Source organism: Bradyrhizobium sp. ISRA436, from assembly GCF_029910015.1.
GTDB lineage: Bacteria > Pseudomonadota > Alphaproteobacteria > Rhizobiales > Xanthobacteraceae > Bradyrhizobium.
Window position 1 is genome coordinate 5,331,490 of the sequence record NZ_CP094519.1, and the last position, 12,866, is coordinate 5,344,355.

Annotated in this window: 15 protein-coding genes; 9 read left to right on the forward strand and 6 right to left on the reverse strand. The window is 59.8% G+C overall.

Features of this window, described 5'->3' with window-relative positions; translation table 11 throughout:
* The first annotated feature begins 702 nt into the window (after window positions 1–702).
* The 3 genes from MTX23_RS25095 (at window position 703) to ctaD (ending at window position 4,033) form a co-directional block, all read left to right on the forward strand.
* Window positions 703–1,185 (forward strand): hypothetical protein, encoded by a 483-nt coding sequence (locus MTX23_RS25095; RefSeq protein WP_280972852.1) that lies wholly within the window; start codon window positions 703–705, stop codon window positions 1,183–1,185.
* Between the two features lie 284 nt (window positions 1,186–1,469).
* Window positions 1,470–2,081: a TIM44-like domain-containing protein gene (locus tag MTX23_RS25100; RefSeq protein ID WP_280972854.1), complete on the forward strand. Its 612-nt coding sequence runs from the start codon at window positions 1,470–1,472 to the stop codon at window positions 2,079–2,081.
* 344 nt (window positions 2,082–2,425) lie between these two features.
* Window positions 2,426–4,033: a cytochrome c oxidase subunit I gene (gene ctaD, locus MTX23_RS25105; protein WP_280972856.1), complete on the forward strand. Its 1,608-nt coding sequence runs from the start codon at window positions 2,426–2,428 to the stop codon at window positions 4,031–4,033.
* Window positions 4,034–4,320: 287 nt separating this feature from the next.
* On the opposite strand, the gene MTX23_RS25110 is transcribed toward ctaD, so the two are convergent.
* The gene (locus tag MTX23_RS25110) at window positions 4,321–4,605 is read right to left on the reverse strand and encodes a hypothetical protein (protein ID WP_280972858.1); all 285 of its coding nucleotides are present in this window, start codon (window positions 4,603–4,605) and stop codon (window positions 4,321–4,323) included.
* Window positions 4,606–5,213: 608 nt separating this feature from the next.
* Between MTX23_RS25110 and MTX23_RS25115 the strand changes: the two genes are divergently transcribed.
* A complete protein-coding gene (locus MTX23_RS25115; protein ID WP_280972860.1) occupies window positions 5,214–5,399 on the forward strand; it encodes a hypothetical protein in 186 nt (61 codons plus the stop codon).
* A 169-nt stretch (window positions 5,400–5,568) separates the two neighbouring features.
* Here the strand turns inward: MTX23_RS25115 and MTX23_RS25120 are convergent, their stop codons facing one another.
* Window positions 5,569–5,856 carry a hypothetical protein gene (locus tag MTX23_RS25120; protein WP_280972862.1) on the reverse strand — a complete coding sequence of 96 codons (288 nt, stop codon included), beginning with the start codon at window positions 5,854–5,856 and terminating at the stop codon, window positions 5,569–5,571.
* 266 nt (window positions 5,857–6,122) lie between these two features.
* On the opposite strand from MTX23_RS25120, the gene MTX23_RS25125 reads away from it, so the two are divergent.
* On the forward strand, window positions 6,123–6,383 hold the full coding sequence (locus MTX23_RS25125) for a hypothetical protein (RefSeq protein ID WP_280972864.1): 261 nt from the start codon (window positions 6,123–6,125) through the stop codon (window positions 6,381–6,383).
* A gap of 19 nt (window positions 6,384–6,402) precedes the next feature.
* On the opposite strand, the gene MTX23_RS25130 is transcribed toward MTX23_RS25125, so the two are convergent.
* From MTX23_RS25130 to MTX23_RS25145, 4 genes are all read right to left on the reverse strand, one after another.
* Window positions 6,403–6,756 (reverse strand): phasin, encoded by a 354-nt coding sequence (locus MTX23_RS25130; RefSeq protein ID WP_280978180.1) that lies wholly within the window; start codon window positions 6,754–6,756, stop codon window positions 6,403–6,405.
* Between the two features lie 304 nt (window positions 6,757–7,060).
* Complete coding sequence (locus tag MTX23_RS25135; protein WP_348637510.1) at window positions 7,061–7,204, reverse strand: hypothetical protein; 144 nt, start codon at window positions 7,202–7,204, stop codon at window positions 7,061–7,063.
* 177 nt (window positions 7,205–7,381) lie between these two features.
* Complete coding sequence (locus MTX23_RS25140) at window positions 7,382–8,515, reverse strand: alpha-hydroxy acid oxidase (protein ID WP_280972867.1); 1,134 nt, start codon at window positions 8,513–8,515, stop codon at window positions 7,382–7,384.
* Between the two features lie 161 nt (window positions 8,516–8,676).
* The gene (locus MTX23_RS25145; RefSeq protein WP_280972869.1) at window positions 8,677–9,696 is read right to left on the reverse strand and encodes an AraC family transcriptional regulator; all 1,020 of its coding nucleotides are present in this window, start codon (window positions 9,694–9,696) and stop codon (window positions 8,677–8,679) included.
* Between MTX23_RS25145 and MTX23_RS25150 the strand changes: the two genes are divergently transcribed.
* Genes MTX23_RS25150 through MTX23_RS25165 form a run of 4 tightly spaced genes read left to right on the forward strand, consistent with a single transcriptional unit; the run spans window position 9,593 to window position 12,864 of the window.
* A complete protein-coding gene (locus MTX23_RS25150) occupies window positions 9,593–10,474 on the forward strand; it encodes a hypothetical protein (protein WP_280972871.1) in 882 nt (293 codons plus the stop codon). The genes MTX23_RS25145 and MTX23_RS25150 overlap by 104 nt on opposite strands.
* Window positions 10,474–11,766 carry an MFS transporter gene (locus MTX23_RS25155; protein ID WP_280972873.1) on the forward strand — a complete coding sequence of 431 codons (1,293 nt, stop codon included), beginning with the start codon at window positions 10,474–10,476 and terminating at the stop codon, window positions 11,764–11,766. The genes MTX23_RS25150 and MTX23_RS25155 overlap by 1 nt, the downstream gene beginning before the upstream one ends.
* A gap of 25 nt (window positions 11,767–11,791) precedes the next feature.
* Complete coding sequence (locus MTX23_RS25160; protein WP_280972875.1) at window positions 11,792–12,547, forward strand: YqcI/YcgG family protein; 756 nt, start codon at window positions 11,792–11,794, stop codon at window positions 12,545–12,547.
* Window positions 12,544–12,864: a cupin domain-containing protein gene (locus MTX23_RS25165; protein WP_280972877.1), complete on the forward strand. Its 321-nt coding sequence runs from the start codon at window positions 12,544–12,546 to the stop codon at window positions 12,862–12,864. Before MTX23_RS25160 ends, MTX23_RS25165 begins: the two co-directional genes overlap by 4 nt.
* Window positions 12,865–12,866 lie beyond the last annotated feature (2 nt).

The following is a 12,866-nucleotide window of genomic DNA, read 5'->3' on the forward strand; positions in this document are numbered from 1 at the left end:
CACGTCTCGCCGGGAAGCACGAGGGTAATTCGGCTGTCTTCTCCCGTGATATTGTCGCGCAAGTGAACCCGCGAGTGGACGGCGACGACATTTTCTGGAAATTGAGCGTCCGGGACAATGGTGGCGCGGTCGAGTTCTCGCAGCAGATTTGAAGCAGCCGCGGACCGCCACCTGTCTGTCAGTGCTGCAATAGCGATAGAGACCAGTCTCGCTCGATCTGTCTTTTGAGATCGTAACCGGCGGCAATTTGGTCGGATGAAAATGGCTGGATCTTGCGTAGTTCACGCTCGCCCCTCATTCTCGGCTGGTTGACGGGTCAATTTGCGACTCTCCGGAAGGCGCCTCCTGACAATGCAGCGGACGGTCCCTACGATTCCGATCGGCTTTGCCGTCTACCGACCGAAGCGTCCATTCCCAATGCTTCGCTAGACTTGGCGACGCCTGATCGCGCTTGACAAGCGACAAATATTGCGTGTTCGAAGCAAAAACGCTGATGGCTCCTCGAATAACCCCGCGCGCCGCGGAGAACTCGCGCCTGAGGACTGTCGTCCTTGTACGTCTTGCAGCATTTCTTTGATACGAACGAGCACAAATTATCGCTTGTCAACGGAGAGGAAAGGAAGGCAATGAGCAGGACAGAACCATCGTCCATGCATGTCTGCGTCTCCGGCACTTTCAACCTGGAACGCAGGGGAGGATCAGATGGAGATCCGTACAACCTCTGTGCCGTCGTCCAGATATGACGACTTTCTGTTTGCAGTGATCTGCGAGGATAGTAACGGAACGCAGCTCAGTGTCATTTCTGCATTGACACGAATGGGTGTCGACCCCTGGGAAGAAGCGGCTCGTCTTGAAACAATGGCCGGGACACTTGCGCAGAAGCGTTTGGTCTCGGTGCTCGGCGACGTATCCGGACAGAGCTGGAGCGTCGCCCAGAGGGAAGCGGTCGCGTCGCGGTTGGCTGGACTGCTGCCGTCTTCCAAAGCAGACGCGAATTCGATGGCGGCTTCAGAGATAAGCGTCCGACTGCTGTTTTGCGTCGTAGTTTGGTGGAGCTTCCTGTTCGCAACCGCCGTCTCGACGTATTACAACAAGGCGGATGGCGCCTCCGCAAGTTACTCCAGCGCAACGGCCCCCCTGCCGAACTCGAGCACGAGCAGCAACGCAAGGACTGCCACGGACTGACGTTTCCGACAGCACCGCAATGATCAAACCCAGATGTTTCGCTGTGGTGTTTTCTCCAACCCGGTGTCACGACCGGGGTGCGCTCACCCCACTGCCCGGCGGCACGAACTCCTTCGTAAGTTTCTTCCTTCCCACACATCGTGTCAGTCCTTCGACGTTCACTGCAATTCTTTTGGTTTAATTGAGCGATTAAATTCGTTTGTTTGTCCGGAAAGGGCGAGCGACCATTCGGGCAACCAGACAGACATAATTCGCCGTGGGCGACAAACATCCGGGAGGTCGCTATGCCAGAGGATAGCAACGGTTCAGCACTCGTCGCCCTGTTGTGGGGACTTTGGGTCTACGGGTTATTCACCTTCTGGTTCGAGCATTTTTCATCGCTTGCGAGGGCAAGAGCCGCTCAACGATCGGGGCGAACAATCTCTCCTGCGAATGCTTCAGCATTGAACGTTTCAGCACGCTGCGCAGAACTCGAAGCGATGGCATCCAATGTCCTCAAGCGTTGTGGCGGCATCGCCTTGAACGACTTCCTCAACGACAGACTTGCGGCCTACGAGGCGATCGTCGCGGCATTCGATGCCGGCGACCAAGTGACACTGCTCAGGCACGTTTCCCCTGAGGTCTATGCCGCTTTTTCGGACGCGATCGCGGCGAGAGAGGATCGACACGAGAAGACGGACACACTGTTCGCACTGATCGCGCCTCCTGAGATCGTTGCCGCGCGCATCGACGATGATCATATCGAGATTTCCATCCGCTTCATCGCCGGCTCTTATAGGCTTTCGGAAAGCAGCCAAAGAAGGACCGAAGAGCGACACAGCATCGACATCTGGACATTCGGTTGCGCGCCACCGACCAACACGTGGCGCCTGATCGCGACGCAGGCCGGGCGATGACTCAGAACCATGGATGCTTTGACCGATACGATGACGAACCCAGCTCTCACGAATCTGCGTCGTCCCCCTGTTATATGCACGAAGTCTATCCCGCCTACTTCGGGTCGTTGCCCCCGACCTTGCCAACTTCGGACTGGAAACCGAACGACCGCCTGAAAGATCGCGTTCCGACGGAAGCAAACGTCTCGTGGACGACATTGCTAAGCGACGCGCTTTCTCGGGCCATCGGACGACACGCAGCAACACAAGTCGAACGAGTTGAGAGCCGGATCACCGCTCGACTGGAATCGAATAGCCGGGATTAAGCCCGCTCCGCGCATCTCGAAGCTCAAGGAAGAACAAAAATGTCAATTTCCGCAGATGTCTCTTCCCATGGCCACCCACACGATCAGCCGACTGGTTGGCGCCGGTACGTCTATTCGACCAATCACAAAGACATCGGCACGATGTATTTCGTGTTTGCGATCTGCGCGGGATTGATCGGCGGGATCCTCTCGGTCGTGATCCGGGCCGAATTGCAGGAGCCGGCCCTTCAGATCTTCGCGAACCCGCATGCCTATAACGTCTTCGTAACAGGCCACGGCCTGATCATGATCTTTTTCACACTTATGCCGGCCATGATGGGCGGCTTTGGCAACTGGATGGTGCCATTAATGATCGGCTCGCCAGACATGGCGTTCCCGCGCATGAACAATATCTCGTTCTGGCTGCTTCCTGCATCGTTCGCGCTCCTCATCATTTCGATGTTCGTCGAGGGAGAGCCCGGCTCCTCCGGAGCCGGTACGGGCTGGACGCTCTACGCGCCGCTCTCTACCGCCGGACATCCCGGGCCGTCGGTCGATTTCGTCATTCTGTCGCTACATCTGGCCGGCGCATCCTCGATCCTTGGCGCGATCAATTTCATCACCACCATCTTCAACATGCGCGCTCCAGGCATGACCATGCACAAGATGCCACTCTTCGTATGGTCGGTGCTGGTGACCGCATTTCTGCTGTTGCTCTCGCTGCCTGTGCTCGCCGGCGGAATTACCATGCTGCTTACCGATCGGAATTTTGGGACAACATTCTTCGCGCCAGAGGGCGGCGGCGATCCCCTGCTGTTCCAACATCTCTTTTGGTTCTTTGGCCATCCGGAGGTCTACATCATGATCTTACCGGGCTTCGGGATTGTCAGCCAAGTTGTCTCGACCTTCAGCCGCAAACCCGTGTTCGGGTATCTCGGAATGGCCTATGCGATCGTTGCCATCGGATTCATCGGCTTCGTCGTTTGGGCCCACCATATGTACACCGTGGGTATGTCGAGCAGCGCTCAGGCCTATTTTGCCGTCGCCAGCATGGTGATCGCGGTGCCCACCGGCGTCAAAATCTTCTCTTGGATCGCCACCATGTGGGGCGGATCGCTCACGTTTGAAACACCCATGCTGTGGGCCATTGGCTTCATCTTCGTGTTCACGATCGGAGGCGTAACCGGTGTAGTGCTGGCCAATCCAGGCATCGACCGGTCACTTCAGGATACCTATTATGTCGTCGCGCACTTCCACTATGTGCTGTCACTAGGTGCCGTGTTCTCGATTTTCGCGGGCTGGTACTACTGGTTTCCGAAATTCACGGGATACATGTATTCCGAAACTCTCGGCAAGTTGCACTTCTGGCTGACGTTTGTCGGTGTCAATCTTGCGTTCTTCCCGATGCATTTCCTCGGCCTGTCGGGCATGCCGAGGCGCATTGTCGATTATCCGGACGCTTTCGCTGGTATGAACCTGATTTCCTCGATCGGAGCCTATATTTCCGCCGCCGGGTTGGTCGTTTTCTTTTTGGGCGTGATTTATGCTCTCGTCCGCAAGTCGAGGGCGGCCGGTAACCCTTGGGGCAGTGGAGCAACAACACTAGAATGGACGCTGCCTTCACCGCCGCGATTTCACGAATTCGAGGTTCTTCCTCTAATTCGATGATCCGCCGAGGACAAAAACGGCCGGCCGTGACGATGACCGACGATTGACCCTGCGTCGGCCACGATGCCACGTCCTCACTCCGAGCATCGCGTCAGCATTTGACGCTCCCCTCGCGCTGCGCCGCCACGTCGGCATTTGCGAGCGCGGGAAGAAGCTGCGGCTAAATGACAATCGCTCCAAATGATGAGCAGCGTTAGTCTGATGCCCGGGAGCAATTGGGGGAGCGATCGGCGGCGTCAGACATCAAAACCGGCCTATATGCGATCGAGATCAAGATGGAAGACGGTTCACGCGCTCGCGCGAGCGGCGTTCTCGTGCTCCTCAACGGTCGCATCTTGAGCGGCGACACTTACTTCTATTATTCGGTATTGTAAAGTTTCGAGAATGGAAAGTGGCACGGAGAATTGACGACGCGCCAGCGTGCCGACGCGATCGGCGTCAGTCTGATTTTCGGCGGTCGAGAAGTATCGTGTGGCTTTACCGGCACTTATGACAGCAGCATGGCGAGGGTCGACGGGACGGCCTTTGGTCGGCAAGAATAGCGTGGCGTTTACAGCTAAGCTGATGCTCAAAACAGCACTCCAGCCCCCACTAACCTGACAGGAAGCGCTGCTTTTATGTACCCGTGAGGGCGGTCTTAGGTATCGCTCTTGCTGCAGAATCGACGATCTCGGCTGATCCCGAGATGACGCTCCGAGGAATAAGTCTGATGCAAATCCTGGATCAATGCCGGCGACAGATCAGATGCATTCAGATTTGGCTGCAGTTTGCAGTTTGCACTTGCCCACTTCGCCTGCAGCGCGGACTTGCCGGGGCAGACGACTTCACGAACAAGACCCACTCATACCAGGCGTCGTTAGGTCCGATCTGCTCAGCAGCTATGCGGGTGAGTTAGCCGACGCGGCAGACCCTTTTTGCGAAATGAACGGAATTGATAAAATGCGACGCATCGGTTTCGACGGCAAGAAACCGCCTTCATCGAAAATTCGTGCGCATGAGGAAATCGCAACACGGTCTTCTGCCGACCGCCCTATGCTTGTTGCGATGATGTCAGTGTGCCGCTGAGTTGCCCGACGTGTCAAGCCGACGGGCAGTTCATCGTTCGGCTCACGATCAGGACAATTCTGGGTGGCGTTGGCCGGATTGGCTCGCGCCGTCCTCGCATCGCAAGGAGGCGTCAATGTATTTCGTTGCTGCCATGCTCGCGGTCTTGTCTGGCCTGTTCTATGCCGCGGGTCATCATCAGGTCGGCTCGCTCGGCACCAGCATGTGCCAGTATGGCGGCGTGTTTTGCGATAGTCCGTTCCTGGTTCTGGTCGGGGCCGGCCTTGCCGCAGCGTGGGGCATGCTCGTCAGCGTGCGCTGACTGCTGCAATCTCGAGTGATGACGTTGTGCCGCCGATTTGCCCAACGCGTCAATTCTTGTCTCGCGGCTCATTCGGCGTGGTGCGGAGGCTGCATGCTGGCGCGTCGCTCGTCGTGTCACGTCTAGGTTTGCGTCGGATCAGGTTTCCACCACGCAACGGAATCTAAATCTATTGCGGTGGACTCGGGTTCGCTGGTTGGACCGGCGTCGGGCCCGGCGGCGCGGGTTCGATCGGCGCCCTGGGTTCGGTCGGTATCACCTTTGCACCGGCTGAACGTGCAGCCTCGCCGGTCGTTGTGTGGTTGGCCATCGCGGCCGGCTGCACCTTGGGCTTGCTCCATGGGCCGTGATCCACGATCAGCATGCCCAACACGCCGAGAGTAGCGACAACCACTGCGACCACGAGCGGCGCGCCGCCGTGCCGCTTTCTCTCCTTGATCGGACGAACATCCGTCATGACTTGGAGCCTGCGCTGCGATTGTCGTTGCTGCAACAAGCCCTGACATGCCCGGAAGTTTCCGGTTCCCTTCATTGAAAGCGAGGTTATCCCGCGGAACCAATCCGCACCTGCAGCATTTTCAGAACGTGGCCGTAATCCGCCGCTCAGACCGGCGCCTGTCGCGGATAGTCAAAGCTCATTGACCCACTGTTCAAGGCAAGCGCACGAGCGGAGAGCGAGATCACGGCCGCCTCTAATCCTTCAGTGCAACCACGGCATGTCGCATGAGTTTCGAAACGCCGGAATCCCCGCTGCAGCCCAGCCTCGCCGAACGCGCGATCGATACGGCAACCGATGTTTCGCGCACGATCACGGAGGTGTCGGATGGGCTTCGGGCCGCCGTCGATCGACTCAGCCGCACGATCGCTCATTCGCGTCGTCAGGGCGGAGCCCTTGCCACCGTGAGCGCAGTCACGCGCGAAGCGCCGCTTGCCAGCCTGTTCGTCGCCTTCCTGCTCGGCGTCGCGGTCGCCCGCCGACGCTGAGCACGCGGGAAACTCTGTCCTAGGTTTTGCCCTTGGTCGCGTCCTTGGTGGCAGACATCACGCTGCCCGTGATCTGCCGCATATGTTCGCCGGCATTGGTGAACTGGCTGCGCAGGAATTCCGACTGGATCCGCATCGCCTCCTCAAGGTCGGTCGCATGCACCAGCTTTCGCGCATGCTCGAACGCTGCTTTCATATTCTGCTCGGTGAATGACAGCGCCTGTTTGGAAATTTCCGTTCCGCTACCCGGCATCGTCGCCATCGATTTGCTGGCCGCATCGAAGAACAGGCCGAAGGCCTTCTCGGCCTGATCGATGGTCTTTTCCGCGAGGTCGCGGAGCTCGGCAGGAACTTCAAGCTTCGGCTCGATCATGATCGCCCCCTGAACATAAGCGTCCGGCGACGTTAGCATAGATTGCGGTCCCGTCAGCGCTGGATCGCTAACCGCCATTGTGATCGCCCGATCTGGCCTGGCAAGAAAAAGTTCCCTAGTCCGGGAGTTTCAGACCCCGTTACCGCCCGAATTCGGATCGGGTCAGCATGAAGTTCGGCGCACAGATGCGCCTCGCTGTGATTGAGCCGCGTGACCGGGTTTTTGACGTGCTGACCTATCATTGCGTGCCGTGCAATTCCGGCGAGAGCTTCCTGAAAGCCCACTAGATCACTGCAGCTCCGCCCTAGCCGCTCAGGATTTCGGCTCCCTCCGGTGTCAGCGCCGGACCATCATCGTGCAATTCGATCAGACCGAGCTCCGTGAGGACGCGCAAGTCCTCGTCGCTGACCGGCGACAGTTTCAGCCGGCCGGCTTGGATATCCCGCAAGATCCAATGTAAGCTGATAGCTCTCTCAAGTGAAAATTCAGCGAATGGACCGTCTGCCATTCGCCTCGACTAGTGCGGCATTTCGATCAGACTTTGTCTTTGCCGCGGCGTCTTCATGGACATCACAGACGCCGCGACCGCGCCCGCCAGGTCATTCGCGCGAGCCTAGCCCGCGGCTCAATAACGGTAGGGCTCGATGTCCAGCAGCGGGAATGCGCTGAACACGCTCGGCAGGTTGGTCGGCATCGCCGGATGCAGATAAGACTTGTCCAGCTCGGCAAAGCTGGTGACCCCGAGCAGCCCGAGGCAGCGGATCACCTCGTCCTCCAGCAGTTCAAGCATGCGTACGACGCCGGCTTCGCCTGCGGCGGCAAGCGCCCAACACTGCAGCCGGCCAATGCCGACGAGATCGGCTCCCGAGATGATCGCCTTCACGATGTCGGTGCCGCGATAGAACGAGCCGTCGACCATGATCTTCGCACGGCCCGCGACCGCCTGGACGATCTCGGGCAGCACATGCATCGAACCGCGGCCGTGGTCGAGCTGCCGCCCGCCATGGTTCGACACGTAGATCCAGTCAACCCCGTGATCGAGGGCGATCTTCGCATCCTCCGCGGTGGCAATCCCCTTGAGGACGAGTGGGATCTTGAACTTGTCCTTGATCAATTTCACCGTCCGCCATTCCAGACCTTTCTGGAAATCGCCGCCGGTGGCGCGAATTCGGCTTTCACGCACGTAGCGCTTGGCAATGTCGCGTTCGCGCCGGCTGTAGTGCGCGGTATCGACCGTGAGACAGAACGCGGCATAGCCGTTGGCGATGGTACGGCTGACGACATCCTCGACGAAAGCGTCATCGCCGCGCACATACAGCTGATAGATACGCAAGGCGTCAGGCGCCGCCTTGGCGGTGTTTTCCAGGCCCGGCTCTGAAACCGAACTCAGCATATGCGCCGCACCGAACGTCCCCGCACCGCGCGCGACGGCCGCGCCCGCGTCGAGATCGAATATCTCGAGCGCTCCGACCGGGGCGATCATGACGGGAAGCCGGAGTTTGCGACCGAACACCTCGACGGAGGGATCGACATTGACGACGCTGCGCAATACGCGGGGCCTGAAGGCGATCTCGTCCAGCGCCATTCTGTTGCGGCGCATCGTGGTCTCGGTTTCCGAGGCGCCGACGATATAGTCCCAGGCATTCTGGTTCAGCTTGGCACGGGCCTTCCGCACGAATTCGTGCAGATTCTGGTATTCCTCGCCGCTGGCGCCGAGTTCGACGTTGCGTGCCGATTGAATAGAGGTCCCGTCATTCATCGTGTTTCTTCTCCCGATTTGGCCGGCACATTAGCCGCAGACAAACCGGAAAAGCTACCGTCTTGAACGGTGAATCCCGCCAGCGAAGGCCAGCTATTCGCTCGCGAGATGGATCCGCTTTGTATGAATAGGCCTGTGCCCGAACACACTCTTCAGTCAGGCTACCCGCCCGAAAAGCGGTTTCGATATTCGGTCGGAGATACGCCGAGGTGCCGCAGGAAGGCCCGACGCATCCGCTCGTCATCGCCGAACCCTGCGCGCTTGGCAACCTCGACCACGCCGCCAATCTGACGGCTCTCGAGCAACAAGCGCGCAGTCTCCACGCGGAGCGCCTCGACGCCGCTCGCAGGCGTCATGCCGGTGCGGCTGACATAGGTCCGGGCGAATGTGCGCGGCGTCATCCCGGCTCTTTCCGCGAGCGTCTCGACCCTTAGGTCGCTGGTGATGTTCTCGATGATCCATGCATGCAGCGCGCTGAAGCGCCCCTCGACATCCGATGCCTGCGCTGCAAGGACGGTCGAAAACTGGCTCTGACCACCCGGTCGCTTCAGGAAAACCACAAGTCTGCGTGCGACATCCAGCGCGGTGGTATGGCCGAAATCCTCCTCGATCATGGCGAGGGCAAGGTCGATGCCGGCGCTGACGCCGGCCGACGACCAGACCCGCCCGTCCTTGACGAAGATCGCATTCGGCTCGACCCGGATTTTGGGGAAACTGTCCTGCAGCCGCGGACAATAGCGCCAGTGCGTTGCAGCACGCTTGCCGTCAAGAATGCCGGTCCAGGCCAGCGCGAACGCTCCGAGACAAACGGACGCGACGCGACGCGCTTTCGGAAGCGCCCCCACAATCCAGTTCATCAGCCTTGCGTCATTGCGGATCTGCCAAATACCCGGTCCCCCGGGGACCACCAGCGTGTCGACCTCGCCAGGTCCAAGAGTCTCGATCGGAGCGGTGTCGATCATCATCCCGACATCGGTCGGCACCAGTCCGCCCGAGGCTGAAAGGTACGACAGCGAATAGCCCGGCCCGGGCAGTTCGATCGCCTCAAGTTCCGCAAACACCTGCGCGGGCCCGGAGATGTCGAGCAAGGTCACGCCCGGAAAGGCGACGATCGCGATCCGTCGCGTGAATGTCTTGTCGGCTGGCTCGGGTCGGGACGGTTTGGCAGTTTTCGAGGGCATATTGTCCTTTAAGCCATTTGAGGCGCCCCTGTATAGCTCGCGATGGAATACGGGAGTTCCTGCCATGTTGCGAAATCTGGGCAGTCGATATCAGGCGATCAAATCGCCGTGGCCGGATTACGCGATCTACAGCCTACCCGACGCCTCCCGGATCGAAGCCTGCGATCGTCAGTCACTGATGGACGCAATGAACGGCATTATCGCCGTCAACTGGCAGGCCACCGAGCCGCACTGGACAGCAACCTCCTCGCCATTCGACAGGAAATACAGCCTCATCCTGGTCTATGACGGCTCCGCCCTCGTGGCCTTCACGGTCTATCGCATCCTTCAGCTGTCGGCCGGACCCGGGATCTACCGCAGCGGCACCGAAGTGCTGCCCGCTCATCAGGGCCGCGGTCTCTACGGCTTTTTCACCGCCGAAGTTCTGAGATGTTCGGGTGCCACGGAAAGAGCCGACGGCAGTGTGCTCTACGGTTGGCGCACCCGCAATCCCATCGTTTGGGCGGCCAACGCCAAGATTTGCGAGAAGGTGACGCCATCGCTGCTCGACGACATGCAGGATCCTGCATTGCAGGCTGCCTGTGTCGAGATGTGCGCTTCGCTTTATCCGGGCAAGCCGCTCGAGCTGCCCGACATGATCATGCGCGGCGCGTACGGCCACATCAAGCATCATCGCCAAGCCTATCACGGCACTGCGTCGCTCGTCGACGCGGCGATGTCACGGAAGATTCCGAATTCAGCGGACGCTCTTTTCTCTGTCGGTTACGCGAGGGTCTGATGTCGGTACTCGGACAACAAGCCGTCTATACGCCGACGTCGCGGTTGACCGACCGCGCCTATCTCGCCTGGGCGGCTGTGGCGATCGCTTACGCCATCGCGTTCCTGCAGCGCGTCTCGCCGCAATCCATGAGCCTGAGCTTCATGCACGACTTCAACACCGATGCGGCCGGTGTTGCGATGCTCGCCTCCAGCTATTTCTGGGGCTACACCTTAATGCAGATTCCGGCGGGTCTTCTGGTCGACCGGTTCGGTGTCAAGCGCGTCGTTCTGACCAGCATGATTGCGTCGTCTCTCGGTAGTGCCACGTTCGCGCTGGCACCGAACCTGCTTGACGTCTTTGCCGCGCGCTTGGTCGTCGCCTGCGGTGACGCGCTGGTCTTCACCGCACTCCTGAAACTCGTCGCGCAAAGCTTCGCGGACGAGCGGTTCGGCGTTATGTCGGGGATTTCGCAGGTTTCCGGCTATGTCGGGGGTGTGATCGCGACCACGCCGCTCGCGGCTGCGGTCTCGGGCTTCGGCTGGCGTGCCTGTTTCCTCTTCATTGCCTGCATCGGCCTTGCCAACCTTGCTTTCGCCAAGCTTGCGCTCAAGCCTGATCCGGTCCCGCACAGCAACAAGACGCTGAAGGGCGTCGTCAGGGCTGCGCGGCAATCGCTGTCACACATTGGCAACTGGGGTTGCGCAATGACCTTTGCGTCGCACTTTGCGGTTGTGACCACGCTATCCGGCGTCTGGGGCATCCCGATGGTGGCGCACCTCTTCCACATTTCCCCGACGACCGCTGGCACGCCCCTGCTCGCCTTCATGATCGGCAATGCCATTGGTTCGATCTTCCTGGGCCACGCCGCCGATCGCGCCGCGGAGACGCTCGACCGCGCGCTGATCCGCATTTGTTTGTTGCGCATGCTGCTGATCGCGATGCTCCTGCCGCCGGTCGCACGCACATTTGGCTTTGTCTATGTCACCGTCGTTTTCACGGCGCTGGGCCTCGTCGCCGGCGGCACCGTCCCGCTTGTGCTGAAATGCGTCAAGAAACTCTACACCGCTGATCTCATCGGCGTCGGCGCTTCCGTGAACACCACGGCTGCGGGGATCTTCGCCGGCGCGTCGCAACCCGTGATCGGCTTCGCCATGCTTGCCGCCAGCCGGGTTTCAGGAACCGATGCGGTGCACAACGCGGCATCGATCGGCGACGCCGGCTACGGCGCCTTGATTGTCATTCTGCTCCTCATGTCGCTGCCGGGCATTGCCGGGCCGCTACTGATGAGGAGCAAATTGATATCTCGGTAGTCTCGTTATGAGTGAAGGGGGTGTTATGGAGCGCTTGTTTTTAAGAAAAGGCGAAGTATCGGCAAACTTTCCGGTGAGCAGCTGGCAAAGCGTGATGTTCTCGGAATTCGAGGCGCAGATGAGCAGCGAAGCGAGGCCGTTCCCTTGCGTGTTCGGCGTGACAGGCCATCGCCAGGATCAGCTGCGGTACCTCTTCCTTGATCCATACGACGTCGCCGTCCTCGGCGAACAGCTCGCGCAGTACGTTTCTCAGGCTCGCTCGTTCGGCCCCAATACCTCGTTGATCGTTTTCACGCGGCCTCGGCCGGTGCAGACGCTCGACGCGTACTACCGCAAGATGTGGATGACGCTCGACCAACTGGCGCGCCTGGACAAAAGTCCGTGGCCGGCCGACATCCCGGAACAGATCGACCACCCGATGTGGGAGTTCTCGTTCGCGGGCGAGCCGATCTTCGTGGTGTGCACCACGCCCGCGCATGTGATGCGGCAGAGCCGTCGATCCAGCGCGTTCATGCTCACTTTTCAGCCACGCTGGGTGTTCGAAAAGATCCTTGGCACCGAAAAGGCAGCCAACGCTGCGTTCAGCGAGGTACGCAAGCGTCTCGTCCCGTACGACAGCGCAAGCCCCTCGCCGCTGCTCGGTCGCTACGGCGCAACCGACGGACGCGAGTATCTGCAGTACTTCCTGCACGACGACAACAATACGAGCCCGGGCTGCCCGTTCGCCAAGCTCGCGCAGAACAAGACACCATCCATTGCAGACAAGGAGCAGGCAGCATGACCCAGATCATCGCAGGCACAAAGACCGAATTTACCATCGATCCGGAGATCTTGAACCTGCTTCCAGCGCAGGGCTCGGTGGAGCTGCAGCACGACGCGGCCGGCAAGGTGCATCATTTCCATACGCACCCGGTCGACGAGATCCTGATGATCATCCGCGGGCGACTGAACTTCATCTGGGATGGCGGCGAGCGTGTCGTGACCGCTGGGGACACCATCCTGTTGCCGGCCGGCACCCGCCATCAATCTGAGGCGCTCGACGGTGGTGCAGTCTACGTGATCGCGACACAGCCGCCGGCCAAGCCAGTCAGCAACTGACA